Annotated in this window: 14 protein-coding genes; 13 read left to right on the top strand and 1 reads right to left on the bottom strand. The window is 67.9% G+C overall.

All coding sequences use genetic code 11. The features are described from left to right. Positions 1-10 precede the first annotated feature (10 nt). The 8 genes from MAE01_RS02250 to poxB all read left to right on the top strand — a co-directional run bounded on the left by MAE01_RS02250 (position 11) and on the right by poxB (position 9883). Positions 11-1483, top strand: a complete 1473-nt coding sequence (locus MAE01_RS02250) for an NAD-dependent succinate-semialdehyde dehydrogenase (RefSeq protein WP_147037941.1) — start codon at positions 11-13, stop codon at positions 1481-1483. A gap of 10 nt (positions 1484-1493) precedes the next feature. Beyond that, positions 1494-2855: an aldehyde dehydrogenase family protein gene (locus MAE01_RS02245; protein WP_147037940.1), complete on the top strand. Its 1362-nt coding sequence runs from the start codon at positions 1494-1496 to the stop codon at positions 2853-2855. Between the two features lie 138 nt (positions 2856-2993). Beyond that, the gene (locus MAE01_RS02240; RefSeq protein ID WP_147037939.1) at positions 2994-3701 is read left to right on the top strand and encodes a FadR/GntR family transcriptional regulator; all 708 of its coding nucleotides are present in this window, start codon (positions 2994-2996) and stop codon (positions 3699-3701) included. Positions 3702-3769: 68 nt separating this feature from the next. After that, complete coding sequence (locus MAE01_RS02235; RefSeq protein ID WP_147037938.1) at positions 3770-5212, top strand: four-carbon acid sugar kinase family protein; 1443 nt, start codon at positions 3770-3772, stop codon at positions 5210-5212. An 18-nt stretch (positions 5213-5230) separates the two neighbouring features. After that, positions 5231-6121 (top strand): NAD(P)-dependent oxidoreductase, encoded by an 891-nt coding sequence (locus MAE01_RS02230; protein WP_147037937.1) that lies wholly within the window; start codon positions 5231-5233, stop codon positions 6119-6121. A 57-nt stretch (positions 6122-6178) separates the two neighbouring features. Continuing rightward, positions 6179-7600 carry a GntP family transporter gene (locus MAE01_RS02225; protein ID WP_147037936.1) on the top strand — a complete coding sequence of 474 codons (1422 nt, stop codon included), beginning with the start codon at positions 6179-6181 and terminating at the stop codon, positions 7598-7600. An 89-nt stretch (positions 7601-7689) separates the two neighbouring features. Continuing rightward, on the top strand, positions 7690-8127 hold the full coding sequence (locus tag MAE01_RS02220) for a pyridoxamine 5'-phosphate oxidase family protein (RefSeq protein WP_147037935.1): 438 nt from the start codon (positions 7690-7692) through the stop codon (positions 8125-8127). Between the two features lie 31 nt (positions 8128-8158). After that, positions 8159-9883 (top strand): ubiquinone-dependent pyruvate dehydrogenase, encoded by a 1725-nt coding sequence (gene poxB / locus MAE01_RS02215; RefSeq protein WP_147037934.1) that lies wholly within the window; start codon positions 8159-8161, stop codon positions 9881-9883. A 13-nt stretch (positions 9884-9896) separates the two neighbouring features. Here poxB and MAE01_RS02210 read toward each other — a convergent pair whose 3' ends face one another. Then, a complete protein-coding gene (locus MAE01_RS02210; protein WP_222591641.1) occupies positions 9897-10934 on the bottom strand; it encodes an NAD(P)-dependent alcohol dehydrogenase in 1038 nt (345 codons plus the stop codon). A gap of 158 nt (positions 10935-11092) precedes the next feature. Here MAE01_RS02210 and MAE01_RS02205 point away from each other — a divergent pair, with 158 nt between their 5' ends. The 5 genes from MAE01_RS02205 to MAE01_RS02185 are packed head-to-tail and all read left to right on the top strand — an operon-like array spanning position 11093 to position 16525. Beyond that, positions 11093-12127 carry a zinc-dependent alcohol dehydrogenase family protein gene (locus tag MAE01_RS02205; RefSeq protein ID WP_147037933.1) on the top strand — a complete coding sequence of 345 codons (1035 nt, stop codon included), beginning with the start codon at positions 11093-11095 and terminating at the stop codon, positions 12125-12127. Beyond that, on the top strand, positions 12124-12792 hold the full coding sequence (locus tag MAE01_RS02200; protein WP_147037932.1) for a DUF2291 family protein: 669 nt from the start codon (positions 12124-12126) through the stop codon (positions 12790-12792). The genes MAE01_RS02205 and MAE01_RS02200 overlap by 4 nt, the downstream gene beginning before the upstream one ends. 8 nt (positions 12793-12800) lie before the next feature. Beyond that, complete coding sequence (locus tag MAE01_RS02195) at positions 12801-14312, top strand: sugar ABC transporter ATP-binding protein (RefSeq protein WP_229718222.1); 1512 nt, start codon at positions 12801-12803, stop codon at positions 14310-14312. A gap of 31 nt (positions 14313-14343) precedes the next feature. Beyond that, positions 14344-15471 carry an ABC transporter permease gene (locus tag MAE01_RS02190; RefSeq protein ID WP_229718221.1) on the top strand — a complete coding sequence of 376 codons (1128 nt, stop codon included), beginning with the start codon at positions 14344-14346 and terminating at the stop codon, positions 15469-15471. Between the two features lie 58 nt (positions 15472-15529). Beyond that, positions 15530-16525 carry a D-ribose ABC transporter substrate-binding protein gene (locus tag MAE01_RS02185; protein WP_147037929.1) on the top strand — a complete coding sequence of 332 codons (996 nt, stop codon included), beginning with the start codon at positions 15530-15532 and terminating at the stop codon, positions 16523-16525. The last annotated feature ends 69 nt before the right edge of the window (positions 16526-16594 follow it).

The raw sequence follows: 16594 nt of genomic DNA, 5'->3' as shown, positions 1-16594 counted from the left end.
CGGAGTGACCATGAGCATCACCGCATCCGACGAGCAGACTCTGCTCGACAGCATCCCCACCGGTCTCTACATCGGTGGCGAATGGGCCCCGGCTATCGGCGGCCGCACCTTCGACGTGCACGACCCGGCGACGAACGCCGTCATCCGCACGATCGCCGACGCGACCGCGGAGGACGGCATCCGCGCCCTCGACGCCGCCGCCGCGGCACAGGACGAGTGGGCCGCGACGCCCGCGCGCACCCGCAGCGAGATCCTCCGCCGTGCGTTCGACCTGGTGCAGGAGCACAAGGAGGACCTGGCGCTGCTCATGACCCTCGAGATGGGCAAGCCGCTGGCCGAAGCGCGCGGCGAGGTCGTCTACGGCGGCGAGTTCCTGCGCTGGTTCAGCGAGGAGGCGGTGCGCATCTCGGGTCGCTACGGCACCAACCCCGAGGGCACCGGTCGGATGATCGTCTCGCAGCGTCCCGTCGGGCCGTCGTTCTTCATCACGCCGTGGAACTTCCCGTTCGCGATGGCGACGCGCAAGATCGCCCCCGCGCTCGCGGCCGGCTGCACCGTCGTGATCAAGCCCCCGGCACTCACGCCGCTGACGACGATCTTCTTCACCAAGCTGCTCGAGCAGGCGGGCCTGCCCTCCGGCGTCGTCAACGTCGTGCAGACGTCGTCGTCGTCGAAGCTGTCGGCGCCGATCATCGCCGACCCCCGGCTGCGCAAGCTGTCCTTCACCGGCTCGACCGAGGTCGGCCGCAAGCTCATCTCGCAGGCCGCCGAGGGCGTGCTGCGAGTGTCGATGGAGCTCGGTGGCAACGCGCCGTTCGTGGTCTTCGACGATGCCGACCTCGACAAGGCCGTCGAAGGCGCGATGGCGGCGAAGTTCCGCAACATCGGCCAGGCGTGCACGGCCGCGAACCGGTTCATCGTGCACGCATCCGTCGCCGATGAATTCGCCGACCGCGTCACCGAGCGCGTGAAGGCCATGAAGATCGGACGCGGCACCGAGGACGGCGTCGCGATCGGGCCGCTCATCGATGCGGATGCCGTCGACAAGGCCGGCCAGATGGTCAAGGATGCCGTCGACCGCGGCGCGAACGTGCGCACCGGCGGCAACGCCATCGAAGGCGAAGGAACGTTCTTCGAGCCGACCGTCATCACCGATGTGGCGAAGGGCAGCGACATCCTCCGCGAGGAGATCTTCGGGCCGGTGCTCGCGATCGCGACCTTCGAGACCGAGGAGGACGCCGTGCGCCTGGCGAACGACACCGAGTACGGCCTGGTCTCCTACGTGTTCACGGAGGACCTCGGTCGTGGCCACCGTATGATCGATGCCCTCGAGACGGGCATGATGGGTCTCAACGTGGGCGTGGTCTCGAACGCCGCGGCACCGTTCGGCGGGGTCAAGCAGTCCGGTGTCGGCCGCGAGGGCGGCTTCGAGGGCATCCACGAATACCTGTCGACGAAGTACACCCTGATCCCGAACGACTGAGAGGACGATGATGACCGCTTACGCCGTGACCAACCCCGCCACCGGGGAGACGACCGCCACCTACGACACGTTCAGCGACGCGCAGATCGACGAGGCGATCGGGCGGGCGGATGCCGCGGCATCCGTCTGGGCGGCGACCTCCGTAGACGAACGTGCGAAGGTGATCCGTCGGATCGCCGAACTGCACCGTGAGCGCCGCGACGAGCTGGCCGCGATCATCGTGAAGGAGATGGGCAAGCCGATCGCCGCGGCGGTCGGCGAGGTCGATTTCGCAGCCGACATCGTCGAGTACTACGCGGACAACATCGGCCAGATCACCGGCGACACGCCGCTCACGATCGCAGGCGACGGCAGCGCGGTGGTCCGCCGAGTGCCGCTCGGACCGCTGCTGGGGATCATGCCGTGGAACTTCCCGGCCTACCAGGTCGCACGTTTCGCCGGTCCCAACCTGGCGATCGGCAACACGATCATCCTCAAGCATGCCTCGCAGTGCCCGGAGTCGTCAGCGCTGCTCGAGGCCATCTACCGGGATGCCGGGTTGCCGGACGGCGGTTACGTGAACGTCTACGCGAGCAACGAACAGGCGGCCGACATCATCGCCGACACCCGCGTGCACGGCGTCTCGGTGACCGGCTCAGAGCGCGCCGGCGCGGCGGTGGCCGAGGTCGCCGGTCGCAATCTGAAGAAGGTCGCTCTCGAGCTCGGAGGATCGGACCCGTTCCTGGTGTTCTCGGCCGACGACCTGGATGCCGTCGTGCAGGCCGCCGTCGACGCGCGGCTCGACAACAACGGCCAGTCCTGCAACGGGGCGAAGCGCTTCATCATCGTCGATGACCTCTACGAGGAGTTCACCGAGAAGTTCGTCGCGGCGCTCGCCGCCGTGCGCGCCGAGGACCCCACGCAGGAGGACACCGTGCTCGGACCGCTCTCCTCGCTTGCCGCCGCCGAGCGACTGCAGGAGCAGATCGACCGCGCGGTCGCGCAGGGCGCGACCCTCCTCACCGGTGGCACTCGTGATGGCGCATTCTTCGCGCCCACCGTACTGGCGGACGTCACCGCCGACATGGATCTGTATCGCGAGGAACTGTTCGGGCCGGCGGCGGTCGTGTACCGCGCGGCCGACGAGGACGCGGCGGTCGCCGTCGCGAACGGCACGCCGTTCGGGCTCGGCTCGTACGTGTTCACCACGGACGCGGAGCAGGCCCAACGAGTCGCCGACCGGATCGAGGCGGGCATGGTCTACGTCAACCTCGTGCTCGCCGACAGCCCGGAGCTGCCGTTCGGCGGCGTCAAGCGCAGCGGCACCTCGCGCGAGCTGGGACTGCTGGCCGCCGACGAGTTCGTCAACAAGAAGCTCATCCGCACGGCCTGAGATCGCAGTCGGGATGCCAACCATGCGGGGCGTTGAGCGAGCGCAGCGAGACGAAACGGGGTGAGCGAGCGAAGCGAGTCCAAGCCTCGACAGTTGTGACATCGTCGGTGTGCGGGCCGACCGCGCTAGCGTTGAGACATGAAGCCCGAGCGAGTGACCCGCACGCAGTCCGTCGTGGACGGTCTGCTCGATGAGATCATCGCCGGGCGTCTCGTCGCGGGGGAGACCCTGCCCGCCGAAGCCGACCTCGCCGCTCTCCTCGGGGTGTCCCGCCTGACGCTCCGCGAGGGTGTGCGGCTGCTGCAGGCGCAGGGGGTCATCGTCCCCGTTCCCGGCAGTCGTCACCGGGTGGCTCCGGTCGATGAGTGGACCGGTCTCGAGGCCGTCGTGCGCCATTCGCGCAGCGGCGGCGCCCGCCGTCGGTCCTCCCTCGAACTGCTCGACATGCGCGTGATGTTCGAGACCGGCGCTGCCGAACTCGCGGCTCCCCGCTGCAGCGACGAGCACATCGCGCGGCTCGAAGAGCTTCTCGAGGAGATGCGCACGGCGCACGCGCACGGGGACGTGCCGGGGTTCGTGGATGCCGACCTCGCCTTCCACGACGTGATCTTCGCCGCCGCCGACAACCGGATCCTCGTGGCATCCGTCCGCCCGCTCACCACCATGCTGCAGGACTCCCGCAGCGAGACCAGTGCCGTGCTCGAGATCCGAGAGCACGCTCTGGTAGAGCACGCCGCCGTTCTCGACGCGATGCGCTCCCGATCGCCGGAGGCTGCGCGCGAGGCGATGGCCAGCCACATGCGGCAGACCCGTGACGATCTGCTGCACTACGTGCTGGGCGAGTAACGGGCGTCCGACCCGCTTGCCCGGAGGTGGATCTAGGCGTAACCTCGTTATCTGATATCGGATAACACATGCCGGATCACCAAACCCCTCTGAACGAAGGAGTTCCCGTGCACGTCGACGCGCTTCTCGCCGGCATCCCGGCCCCCGTCGATCTCGCCGCAGCCGAGGTCCGCGCATCGCTCGACCCGCACGGGGTTCTCGTCGTCCTGGACGACGACCCGACCGGCACGCAGTCCGTCGCGAACCTCCCCGTCCTCACCCGCTGGGAGAAGGAGGACCTCGCCGGAGCCTTCGCTACCGGCGCCGCAGCCGTCTACGTGCTCACCAACACGCGCTCGCTCGACGAGAAGACTGCCGCCGAGCGCAACCGCGAGGTCGTCGCCGTCGCGCTCGCCGAGGCAGCCGACGCCGGGCTGCACGTCACCTTCGTCTCCCGCGGCGACTCCACGCTGCGCGGCCACTTCCCGCTCGAGACCGACGTGCTCTCCGCCGAGATCGTCGCGCACGGCGGCGCCGCACCCGAGCTGACCCTCCTCGTTCCCGCGTTCCCGGATGCCGGCCGCATCACGGTCGACTCGGTGCACTACTGGGTCACCGACGGCGAGGCGACCCCGGTGGGGGAGACCCCGTTCGCGAAGGACGCCACCTTCGGGTTCGCGTCGTCGAACCTGCGCGACTGGGTCGCCGAGAAGACGAACGGGCGCATCCCGGCAGACGAGGTCGCCGGACTTACCGTCGACATCATCCGATCCGGTGTCGACGCCGTCGCCGACTTCCTCGCCGGTCTGTCGGCCGGCATCGTTGTCGCGGTCGACGTCGTCGAGGAGAGCGACATGCGCGTCGTCGCCCTCGCCCTGCACCGTCTTCGCGACCGCCCGGTGCTGCTGCGCGTCGGCCCGCCGTACGTGCGTGCACACATCGGACAGGACATCGCCGCGCCCGTTTCGGCCGCTGACATCCCGTTCGCCTACGACCGCGGCGGCCTGGTCGTCGTCGGCAGCCACGTGCCGCTGACCACCGCACAGCTCGAGGAGCTGCGCCGTCAGCGCCCGGACACGGTCACGATCGAGCTCGATGTCCGTCAGCTCATCGACGAGCGTCGCGAGGCGCACCTCGACGCGCAGGCGCACGCCGTGGCGGATGCTCTCGCCTCCGGCAGCGTCATCGTGCACACCACGCGCGAGCTCGTCACCGGTGCCGACGGCGATGAGAGCCTCGAGATCGCGCGCAAGGTCTCCAGCGGCGTCGTCGCCCTCGTGCGTCGTGTGCTGGCGATCGCGCCGCCCCGGTTCGTCATCGCCAAGGGCGGCATCACCTCCAGCGACGTCGCCAGCGAGGCGCTCGAGATCCGCCGCGCCACAGTCCTCGGCCCGATGCTTCCCGGCATCGTGTCGCTGTGGCAGCCGCAGACCGGCCCTGCCGTCGGCATCCCGTACATCGTCTTCGCCGGCAACGTCGGCGACACCGATTCGCTGGCCCGCGTCGTAGCGACGCTCGCCGACGCCAACTGAGATTCGAAAGGAAACGTCATGACCTCCACCGTCGCCGTCATCGGACTGGGAGCCATGGGCCTCCCGATGGCCACCCGTCTCGCCGAGCGCTTCGAGGTGCGCGGCTTCGACATCGCCGCCGAGCGCATCGCCCTGGCCGCAGACAAGGGCGTCCAGCCCGCGGAATCCGCCGCTGACGCCGTCGCCGGCGCGCAGGCAGTGCTCGTCGCCGTGCGCACCGGCGGCCAGCTGAACGATCTGCTGTTCGGCGAGACCGGGCTCGCCTGGCACCTTGCCGACGGTGCCGTCGTCATCCTCACCAGCACGGTGGGAACCGACGGCATCGGCGACATCGCCGCTCGCCTGGCTGAGCACGGTGCGCAGCTGGTGGATGCTCCGCTCTCCGGCGGCCCCGTCCGTGCCGGCGAAGGCGACCTGCTCATCGTCGTCGGTGCCGCTCCTTCGGCACTCGAGGTCGCGCGCCCCGTGCTCGACCAGCTCGCCTCGACGCTGTCGATCGTTGGAGACAAGCCCGGTGACGGCCAGGCGCTGAAGACCGTCAACCAGCTGCTGTGCGGCGTGCACATCGCCGCCGCGGCCGAGGCCCTCGCCCTCGCCGATGCCCTGGGCCTGGACCGCGAGAAGACCCTCGAGGCCCTGACCGCCGGAGCGGCGAACTCCTTCATGCTCGGCAACCGCGGTCCTCGCTCGCTGCAGGCCTACGACGAGGACGGCGCCGAGGTCCTCAGCCGCCTGGACATCTTCGTCAAGGACATGGGTATCGTCGGCAACGCCGCACGCGCCGCGCACCTGTCGACGCCGGTCGCCAACGCCGCTGAGCAGCTGTTCCTGCTCGGCGAGGCCCAGGGCCTCGGCGCGCACGATGACTCCGCCGTCATCCGCGTCATCGCCCCCGAACGTCTTTCCTGATCCCGACCACAACCAGGACGCACCCGCGTCCTCGAACCTGAAAGAAGAGATCCAGAGATGCTTCCTCTTCCCGCGCTGATCGCGATCGGAGTCGCCGGCCTCGCGCTGCTGCTCCTGCTGATCATCCGCTTCAAGATGCAGGCGTTCTACGCCCTCATCCTCGTATCGATCCTCGTCGGCCTTGCCGCAGGGCTCCCGATGACGACCATCCCCGCCAGTGGGGACACGCCGGAACAGCTCGGCATCATCCAGGCGATCATCGCCGGTGTCGGCGGCACCCTCGGGTCCGTCGCGGTACTGGTGGCGCTCGGCTCGATGCTCGGCAAGATCATCGAACTATCGGGCGGAGCGGAGTCGCTCGCCGGCAAGTTCACCAGGTGGCTCGGACCCAAGCGGGTCGGCGTCGCCCTCGTCATCGCCGCAGCGATCCTCGCGATCCCGGTGTTCTTCGACGCCGGCTTCATCATCCTCGTGCCGATCATCTTCGCGTTCTCGAAGATCGCCGTGCTCAACCCGATCAAGTTCGGGTTGCCCGTCGCGGGCATCATGCTCGCGGTGCACGTGGCGGTCCCGCCGCACCCCGGAATCGTCGGAGGCGCCACGATCCTCGGCGCCGACATGGGCTGGGTGCTGATCTTCTCGCTGATCATCTCGATCCCGCTCGCGGCGCTGTCGTTCTGGGTCGGCAAGGTCATCAACCGTCGCGAATACGTGATGATCGAGGCCACGAAGGAGATGTTCGACAACTTCGGCACCGAGAAGGCATCGATCAACGCCGGACTCCGCGACGGAGAGAAGGCGCCGAGCGCCTTCACCGTGCTCGGACTGATCCTGCTGCCCCTGGTTCTCATCATGCTCGGCACCACGGTCGCGCCGGCCTTCGAGGCCGGGTCGTTCTGGAACGGGTTCCTGTCGATGATCGGCCAGCCGATCTTCGCACTCATGGTCGCGATCGCCGCGGCGATGTTCTTCCTCGGCGTCCGTCGCGGATGGTCTGCGGGCAAGCTCGGCGAGGTCATGGAGTCGGCGCTGCCGTCGGCGGCCGTCATCATCCTCGTCACCGGTGCCGGTGGCGCGTTCGGGAAGATCCTCACAGAGACCGGAATCGGCGGCGCTGTCGCCGACGTGCTCGCAGGCAGCGGGATGCCGTTGCTGCTCGCCGCGTTCCTCATCTCGCTCATCATGCGCGCAGCCCAGGGTTCCGCAACCGTCGCGATCACCACGACCGCGGGACTCCTGCTGCCGTCCGTCGCGGTGCTGGGTCTCGACACGATCCACATCGCGCTCGTCGCGGTCGCGATCGGATACGGCGCGCTGGGTCTCAGTCACGTGAACGACTCGGGCTTCTGGGTGGTCACCCGCTACCTCGGCCTGTCGGTCAAGGACGGCCTGCGCACCTGGACGCCGCTGACCACAGTGCTCGGCGTCGTCGGGTTCCTCCTCACCTGGCTCACCTACGCCATCATCCCGATGAGCTGACGACAGCAGTCACCTGGACCCCCGATGTTCGCGAGAGCGGATGCCGGGGGCCTCTGTCGTCGGAGCGCCGGTTGGGCCAGTATTGGGGCATGGACAACTCGCAGGGCCCGGTCCTCTCGCTGACCGTCGCGCAGTGCTGGTCGCGGTTGCACGATCAGAAGGTCGGGCGGCTCATCACCCACGTCGGCGACGTGATCGATGTGTTCCCGGTCAACTACGTGGTCGACCGGGATCGGCTCGTCTTCCGCACCGCCGAAGGCAGCAAGCTCCTCGAGCTGACGATCAACGACGAGGTGATCTTCGAGGTCGACGACCACACCGACACCGACGCCTGGAGCGTCATCGTCCGAGGCTCGGCGCGCCGGCTGGAGACCGACGACGAGGTGCAGCACGCGGACTCGCTCGGGCTCGAACCGTGGATCCCCACGTTGAAGCACAATTACGTGAGCATCGCGCCGCACGAGGTCACCGGCCGCGCCTTCCGCCGTGCCGAGGAGCCGCCCCGCGACGGCGTCCAACCGTACTGACATCAGACGGCGGCCGGACTAGGGTCGGGGCATGGCCACCGTCGCAGAGAACATCGTCCGCACCCTCCGCGCCAACGACATCGACCGCGTCTACGGCATCCCGGGGGACTCGCTCAACGGCTTCACCGATGCGCTGCGCAAAGACGGCACGATCCGCTGGCTGCACGTGCGCCACGAGGAGTCCGCCGCCTTCGCCGCCACCGCCGATGCCGCGATCACCGGTGAGCTCGCCGTCGTCGCCGGATCCTGCGGCCCCGGCAACCTGCACCTGATCAACGGCCTCTTCGACGCGCAGCGCTCGCGCGTTCCCGTGCTCGCGATCGCCGCGCACATCCCCACGAGTGAGATCGGCACCGGCTACTTCCAGGAGACGCATCCGCAGGAGCTGTTCCGGGAGTGCAGCGTGTACGTCGAGTACGTCGCCGACCCCGTGCAGATGCCTCGGCTGCTGGAGATCGCGATGCGCACCGCCGTCGAGGAGCGCGGTGTCGCGGTGCTCGTGATCCCGGGCGAAGTGGCCCTCGCCGAGATCAAGGACGATCGGGCCGCGGTCATCGAGCGCGCGCGACCCGTCGTCGTGCCCAGCCCGTCCGAACTCGAGAAAGCGGCACAGCTGCTGAATGCGGCGAAGAACGTGACGATCCTCGCCGGCGCGGGCGTCGAGGGCGCGCACGACGAGGTCGTGGCGCTCGCCGACAAACTCGGAGCACCGATCGTGCATGCGCTGCGCGGCAAGGAGTTCATCGAGTACGACAATCCGTTCGACGTGGGGATGACGGGGCTCCTCGGGTTCGCCTCCGGATACCGTGCCATGGAGTCCGCCGACACGCTGCTCGTCCTCGGATCCGACTTCCCCTACGCGCAGTTCTATCCCGACGACGCCACGACGATCCAGGTCGATATCCGCGGCTCACAGCTCGGCAGACGGCATCCGCTCGATCTCGGCCTCGTCGGCGACGTGCGGGCGACGGCGGAGGCGCTGCTCCCGCGCCTCGCCGAGAAGAGCGACCGATCGCACGTCGACGACGCCGTCGCGCACTATCGGAAGACTCGCGCCAAGCTTGACGAGCTCGCCGTTCCCGCGAAAGGCAAGAACCCGATTCATCCGCAGTATCTCGCGAGGCTCCTCGACGAGAATGCGACAGACGACGCGATCTTCACCGCCGACGTCGGATCGCCCACGGTCTGGGCAGCGCGCTACCTGACGATGAACGGCTGGCGACGGCTGATCGGCTCGTTCACGCACGGATCGATGGCGAACGCGCTCATGCACGGCATCGGCGCGCAGGCCGCGCAGCCGGACCGCCAGGTGGTCGCGCTCGCGGGCGACGGGGGACTGGCGATGATGCTGGGTGAGCTCATCACACTCACCCAGAACCGACTGCCGGTCAAGACGATCGTGGTGAACAACTCGTCTCTCAACTTCGTCGAGCTCGAGATGAAGGCCGCCGGGTTCGTCACGTATGCCACCGACCTCGAGAACCCGAACTTCGCCGCCGTCGCCGAGGCCCTGGGCATCTTCGCGCGTCGCGTCGAGCGCAGTGAGGATCTGCCGGATGCCGTCGCCGAGGTGCTCGCTCACGACGGGCCCGCGCTGCTGGATGTCGTCACCGAGCGGCAGGAGCTGTCGATGCCGCCGGCGATCAGCGCGGAGCAGGTCAAGGGCTTCGCGCTCTACGCCATCCGCACGGTGATGTCGGGCCGCGGCGACGAGTTGCTGGACCTCGCGAGGGCCAACTGGCGGCAGCTGTTCTGAAGCCGCGGCGGCTTCAGCGGGTCGGTTCCACGACGGACTTGATCGTCGACGGGTCCGACGTGGACGACAGCGCCGCCTCGACCTCGCCGAGCGCGAAAGTGCCGGTGACCATGGCGTCCAGGTCCACCTGGCCACTGGCGACGAGCGCGATGGCAGCCGGCCAGGTGTTCGCGTAGCGGAAGATTCCGGTGAGCCAGAGCTCCTTGTTCTGGATCTGGGTCACCGGCAGCTCGAGGTTCGGCAGGCCCATGCCCACGAGGACCGCGCGCCCACCGGGGCGGAGACTCTCGATTCCGCCCTGAACGGCGCGCGCTGCTCCTGACGCGTCGACGAAGGAGTCGACCCCTGCTTCGCGGATGGCGTCGGCGTCGGCGATCGGATCGAGCGCGGTCGTCGCGCCGAATCGCCGCGCGGCCTCGCGCCGGGGAGCGCTGAGGTCGGAGACGAGGATCTCGGATGCACCCGAAACCCTCGCGATCTGAGCGATCGCGAGTCCGACGGGGCCGGCACCGGTGATGAGCACCCGGTCGCCCGCGCTGAACCCGGCGCGGCGGCCTGTGGCGATCGCGACTGAGAGCGGCTCGAGAAGAGCGGCGGCCCAATCGCTCACCCGGTCGGGGATCGAATGCGCGAAGTGGCTCTGAATCGTCACGTACTCCTGGAACGCGCCGTCGGTGCCGGGAACGGCGAAGAACCGCATGTGCGGATCGAGGTTGTAGTCGCCGCGCAGTGTCTCTGCGGAGGACGTGGAGGGATGCTGCGGCTCGACGGACACGCGCTGGCCGATGCGCGACGGACTCACATCCCGGCCCACGTCGACGATCACGCCGGCGGATTCGTGCCCCAGTACCAGCGGCTCCGTGACCTGCCAGTCGCCCAGGTGACCGTCCTGATAGAAGTGCACATCAGACCCGCACACTCCGACGGCAGTGACCCGCACCAGCACCTCGTCGGCTGCGGGTTCGGGCACGGCGCGCTCCTGCAGCTCGATCCGGCGGGCAGCGGTCAGAACGCTTGCACGCATGGTCGCAGGCACGTTCGCATCAGACATCTTCGGCTCCTTCGAACACCAGGCACTCATGGGGAGATCTCCTGAGATCATACAGTGCACTGTGGTGTATATAACGTAGTTGTGTTATAAAAGCACAGATAGATATCACGGGATGCCGTGCAGAGCGTTCAGAGCCGAGCAGCGAAACGGGAGCAGAGATGCGCGCAGTTGTTTTCACATCAGAGGGGCAGCTCGCCCTTGAGGAGCGGGCGCAGCCCACGCCCGGTCGCAAGGAGATACTCATCGAGACCGCTGCCGTCGGCATCTGCGGGACGGACACGCACGTGCTCGACGGCGAGTTCGAAGGAACCGTTTTCCCCCTCGTGCCCGGTCATGAGGCGACCGGCACGATCGTCGCCCTCGGCGAAGGCGTCAACGACGGTGTGTTCGACTTCCAGGTCGGCGACCATGTCGCGATCAATCCCTCCACCACATGCGGTGAGTGCGAGTTCTGCCTGAACGGGCACCAGAACCTCTGCCGATTCTGGAACGGGCTCGGCGTCGTCGCGTCCGACGGGGCATCCCAGGAGTACTTCACAGCCCCCGCCAGCAACGTGTTCAAGCTGAAGCCGGAGACCGACATCCACGAGGCCGCGCTCATCGAGCCGCTGGCGTGCGCGATCCGCGGATGGGATGTGCTGCCGCGCCGGATCGGTGACCACGTGCTGGTGTACGGCGCGGGAACGATGGGGCTGCTGATGGCACAGCTGGCGACGCGCGCCGGCGCGGCCACAGTGACCATCGTCGACCTGAACGAGGCGCGACTGGTGACGGCCGAAGAATGCGGCATCGAGCTCCGCTACACCTCGGCGGACGAGGCCGACCGCGAGAAGTGGGACGTCGTCATCGACTGCACCGGCAACATCCGTGCGATCGAGGACGCTCTCACCCGCGTGAAGCCGGCCGGATTCTTCCAGGACTTCGGGGTCGCCCCCGCGGACCGGACGGCGCAGTTCTCGCCCTTCCGGGTTTACCGCGATGAGATCTCGATCGTCGGCACCATGGCCGTGCTCAACTCGTTCGGCCGTGCTGTCGAGATGTTCGAGGCCGGCGCCATCAACGCGAAGGCGATGATCAGCCACTCGTACACGCTGGAGGACTACGAGCAGGCGCTCGAGCAGTTCCGCAAGGGCGAGGGCCGCAAGCTCCAGATCCGCCCGCACGACACCGAGTCCCGGGTGCTGATCCCGTGAGCGCTCCCGTGACCGCACCCGTGCAGAACAAGGCACGACCGGGCCTGTCCAAGACCGCGAAGCGCGGTGTCTGGATCGGCGTCATCGTCGTCGTCGTCGCGCTGATGGTCCTCGGGACCCGGTTCGTCCCGAGCGACTCGCCGCTGCTGCAGGCCGCGCAGAAGTTCGACCCGGCGACGTTCGGCGCAGAGAACTTCCCGGTCGTGCAGGAAGAGGTCGTCGATCGTGCGGTGGACGCGAGCGTCCTGGCCGAGGCCATCGCCGCGGACCCCGCAGCGGCCGCAGCCGAGTACGGGGTGGAGAGCTCGGGCGGCACCGTGTTCAGCACCACGTTCACCGGCGTGGTCGGGGAGGGCCAGTCCGGCATCTATGAGATTCAGGTCGAGGGCCTTCCGGATGACCTGCTGATCCGGGTGCAGACCGGGCCTGCGGTCACCGGCACCGAGCTGCGCGATGCCACCGGCGAGATCAAGTTCGGGGAGTTCAAGAATCAGATCGAATATCAGAATGCCGCGGCTGCGCTGAACGAGGAGCTCAAGACCCAGGTGCTCGCCGGGATCGATGCCGCCGCCCTCGCGGGCACGACGGTCACCGTTACCGGAGCGTTCACGCTCGTGAATCCGTCGGGATGGCTCGTGACCCCTGTCGAACTGGACAGCGAATGAACGCGGCGATGGATGACGTACTGCTCGAGGCGCGCGACATCGTCAAGACCTACGGCGGCACGAGGGCTCTGAAGGGCGTGAACTTCGAGATCCGCAAGGGCACCGTCACCACGCTGTTCGGCGAGAACGGCGCGGGGAAATCGACCCTGATGAAGATCCTCTCCGGTGTCGAACAGCCCACCTCGGGAGAGATCATCCTCGAGGGCGAACCGGTGACGTTCCACAACACCACCGACGCCAGGGACCGCGGCATCTCGATCATCCACCAGGAGCTCAGCCTCGCCCCGAACCTCTCGGTGCGCGACAACATCTTCCTCGGGCGGGAGATCACCGGAGCGTTCGGCGTCGACTACGCCGAGGAGACCCGTCAGACCAGGGCGCTGCTGCAGGAGATGCAGCTGCCCATCGAGCCGGACACCATGGTCGCCGATCTTCGCGTCGGCCAGCAGCAGATCATCGAGATCGCCCGCGCGCTCTCGGTGGACTCCCGCATCCTCATCATGGACGAGCCCACGTCTGCGCTCGCGGCGGCAGAGGTTCAGGTGCTGTTCGGAATCATCCACGAGCTGACCGCACGCGGGGTCGCCATCGTCTACATCTCGCACCACCTCGAAGAGGCTCTGGAAGTCACCGACCACGCCGTCGTCCTGCGGGACGGCACGATGACCGCACGCGGGGAACGCGGCGACATCGATCTGGACTGGATCGTCCGCAACATGGTCGGCGACAACTTCGATCTCGGCAGCCCGCCGTCGGGCTACGAGTTCGGTGACATCGCCCTCAGCATCCAGAACCTGCGCGTGCTCGACCCGGAGAACCCGGAGCGCGCGATCGTCGACGGTCTCAGCCTGGACGTCCGAAAGGGAGAGATCGTCTGCCTGTACGGACTGATGGGCGCGGGACGCACCGAACTGCTCGAGGCCGTCGCCGGTCGCGGCGAGGTGGCAGCGGGCCGCATCCTGCTCGGAGACCGGGAACTGAGGAACCAGACGATCGCCGAACGCATCGAGTACGGCATCGGCCTCGTGCCGGAGGACCGTCAGCGCGACGGACTCGTGCAGACGATGAGCGTCGGCCAGAACCTCACGCTGTCCAGCCTGAAGGACTGCATCGTGGGCGGGCTGCTCAGCCGGCGCTCCGAAGGCGGCCTCGCCAGGAGACTGATCGGCGAAGTCACCGTCAAGACTCCCGGAGCCGAGGCTCCGATCGGATCGCTCTCCGGCGGGAACCAGCAGAAGGTCGTCATCGGAAAGGTGCTCGCGACCAATCCCGATGTGATGCTCCTGGACGAGCCGAGCCGCGGCATCGACGTCGGCGCGAAGGGCGAGGTCTTCCGGCTGCTCGCCTCCTACGCGAATCGGGGGCTGGCTGTCGTGTACTCCACCTCCGAAGTGGGCGAGTGCCTCAGCATCGCCCACCGCATCATCGTCATGCGCCGCGGCCGCATCTCGGCCGAGTTCGGAGCCGACGCGACGAAGGAAATGATCATGGCCGCTTCCGGCGAGGCTGTCGCCGCCTGAGCGCGCTTGAGAAACGAATCGGAAAACAATGATGTCTACAACGACCACCATCATCCAGCAGAGGAAGCAGTTCTCCTTCACGAAGCTGCTCATCAGCGCACGCGCCTTCCTCGCGCTGATCCTCATCATCGTGGTGTTCTCCTTCCTCTCACCGAACTACCTCACTGTCGACAACGTGCTGATCATGGCCTCGCACGTCGCGATCTACGCGCTCCTCGGGATGGGGATGCTGATGGTGATCCTCAACGGCGGCATCGACCTCTCGGTCGGGTCGACCCTCGGGTTCTCCGCCGTGATCGCGGGATTCCTGCTCCAGGGCGTGCCGATCCAGATATTCGGCCTGGTGCTGTTCCCGAGCCTGCCCGTCGTGGTGCTGCTCTCCTGCGGCGTCGGTGCGCTGGTCGGCCTCGTCAACGGCATCCTCGTCGCCAGATTCAACGTCGCCCCCTTCGTCGCCACACTCGGGATGCTGTACGTCGTGCGCGGGCTCGCGCTGCTGATGACCAACGGACTGACCGTCAACGACCTCGCCGGTGACCCCGAGCTCGGGAACACCGGGTTCAACTGGCTCGGCTTCAACCGCATCCTCGGTATCCCGATCGGCGTCATCATCATGGGTGTCGTCGCGGTCGTGCTCGGCATCGTCCTCTCGCGCACGACCTTCGGACGGTGGCTCTATGCCTCGGGCGGCAATGAGCGCGCAGCGGAGCTGTCGGGCGTACCGGTCAAGACCGTCAAGGTCTCGGTCTACGTGATCTCCGGCGTCTGCGCCGCGATCGCGGGACTCATCCTCGCCTCCACGCTGACCAGCGCGAGCCCGAACGCCGGCAACACCTACGAGCTGACGGCGATCGCGGCCGTGGTCATCGGCGGTGCGTCGCTGATGGGCGGTCGCGGCACGATCGGCGGCACGCTCCTGGGCGCGTTCGTGATCGGCTTCCTCTCGGACGGCCTCGTGATCGTCGGGGTCTCCGCGTACTGGCAGATGGTCTTCATCGGAGCGGTCATCGTCGTCGCGGTGCTGTTGAACAGCCTGCAGTACGGTCGCAGGCCCCGCCCGGCACCCGCCGCGTCGTCGGGGCCGACCGCCAAGGGCGACGCGTCGTCCGCCAAAGCGTCGGTTCAGAGTGTCGGCCCCGAAGGCGACACGACTTCTTGACCCGTCAACTCGGCATCGCGCTGTCGCGACCGAGCCACTTATGAAAGGAAGAGCAATGATGCGTAAGAAATCACTCCTGGCGCTCGCCGCAGCGGGAGCCCTCATCCTCGGTCTCGCCGGCTGCGCCGCCGGCGGCGAGGACACCGGCGACACGGGCGGCGACGCCGCCGGCGGTGCCGGGGGAGAGGGACTCATCACGATCATCGTGAACGACCCCGCCAACCCGTACTGGAAGACCGAGGGCGATGTCGCCTCCTCTGTCGCAGAGGAGCTGGGCTACGAGACCACTGTCGGGGCGCACAAGGGCGACGCGAACACCGAGAACACGCTGATCGACACCGCCATCTCGAACAACTCCGTGGCGATCATCCTCGACCCGGCCAACGCCGACGGCTCGATCGCCGCGGTCAAGAAGGCGGATGCAGCCGGCATCCCGGTCTTCCTCGTCAACGCGGAGATCAACGAGACCGGCATCGCCAAGGCGCAGCTCGTGTCGAACAACGCTCAGGGCGCGGCCCTCGGCGCCCAGGAATGGGTGAAGCAGATGGGTGAGGCCGGTGAGTACGTCGAGCTGTTCGGCGCACCGTCCGACAACAACGCCCAGACGCGTTCCAACGGCTTCACCACCGTCATCAGCCAGTACCCGGAGCTCGTCAAGCTCGGTGAAGAGGTCGCCGACTGGGACCGCACCAAGGGGCACGACAAGATGCAGTCGCTCCTGCAGTCCAACCCCTCGCTGACCGGCCTCATCGCCGGAAACGACGAGATGGCACTCGGCGCGATCGCGGCGCTGAAGGAGGCCGGCAAGCTCGAGGGCGTCGTGGTCGGCGGATTCGACGGCGCACCGGATGCGGTCTCCGCCATCCAGGCCGGGGAGCTCGCCTACACGGTGCTTCAGCCGGTCGCCGTCTACGCCGAAGAGGCTGTGCGTCTCGCGGACGAGTTCATCCGCACCGGTGAGGCGCCTGAGGCGGAGAAGCAGTCCTTCGACTGCATCCTCATCACAGCCGAGAACGTCGACAAGATGACCGCGCCGTTCACCTACTCGGGCTGAAACCCGACCCGGGGGCGGCTGTGCGCAGCCGCACAGCCGCCCCCTCCTCTTCATCCCTGACGACGAGAG

The sequence above is a fragment of the Microbacterium aerolatum genome (assembly GCF_007988825.1).
Classification (GTDB): Bacteria; Actinomycetota; Actinomycetes; order Actinomycetales; family Microbacteriaceae; genus Microbacterium; species Microbacterium aerolatum.
Note: the sequence above shows the minus strand (reverse complement) of the source record. Positions and strands in the feature narration are given on the sequence as shown.

What these genes read in the sequence shown, in the direction of transcription:
- MAE01_RS02250 (WP_147037941.1), top strand. Translation starts at nt 11, where the DNA reads ATGAGCATCACCGCATCCGACGAGCAGACTCTGCTCGACAGCATCCCC.
- MAE01_RS02245 (WP_147037940.1), top strand. Translation starts at nt 1,494, where the DNA reads ATGACCGCTTACGCCGTGACCAACCCCGCCACCGGGGAGACGACCGCC.
- MAE01_RS02240 (WP_147037939.1), top strand. Translation starts at nt 2,994, where the DNA reads ATGAAGCCCGAGCGAGTGACCCGCACGCAGTCCGTCGTGGACGGTCTG.
- MAE01_RS02235 (WP_147037938.1), top strand. Translation starts at nt 3,770, where the DNA reads ATGCCGGATCACCAAACCCCTCTGAACGAAGGAGTTCCCGTGCACGTC.
- MAE01_RS02230 (WP_147037937.1), top strand. Translation starts at nt 5,231, where the DNA reads ATGACCTCCACCGTCGCCGTCATCGGACTGGGAGCCATGGGCCTCCCG.
- MAE01_RS02225 (WP_147037936.1), top strand. Translation starts at nt 6,179, where the DNA reads ATGCTTCCTCTTCCCGCGCTGATCGCGATCGGAGTCGCCGGCCTCGCG.
- MAE01_RS02220 (WP_147037935.1), top strand. Translation starts at nt 7,690, where the DNA reads ATGGACAACTCGCAGGGCCCGGTCCTCTCGCTGACCGTCGCGCAGTGC.
- poxB (WP_147037934.1), top strand. Translation starts at nt 8,159, where the DNA reads ATGGCCACCGTCGCAGAGAACATCGTCCGCACCCTCCGCGCCAACGAC.
- MAE01_RS02210 (WP_222591641.1), bottom strand. Translation starts at nt 10,934, where the DNA reads ATGTCTGATGCGAACGTGCCTGCGACCATGCGTGCAAGCGTTCTGACC.
- MAE01_RS02205 (WP_147037933.1), top strand. Translation starts at nt 11,093, where the DNA reads ATGCGCGCAGTTGTTTTCACATCAGAGGGGCAGCTCGCCCTTGAGGAG.
- MAE01_RS02195 (WP_229718222.1), top strand. Translation starts at nt 12,801, where the DNA reads ATGGATGACGTACTGCTCGAGGCGCGCGACATCGTCAAGACCTACGGC.
- MAE01_RS02190 (WP_229718221.1), top strand. Translation starts at nt 14,344, where the DNA reads ATGTCTACAACGACCACCATCATCCAGCAGAGGAAGCAGTTCTCCTTC.
- MAE01_RS02185 (WP_147037929.1), top strand. Translation starts at nt 15,530, where the DNA reads ATGCGTAAGAAATCACTCCTGGCGCTCGCCGCAGCGGGAGCCCTCATC.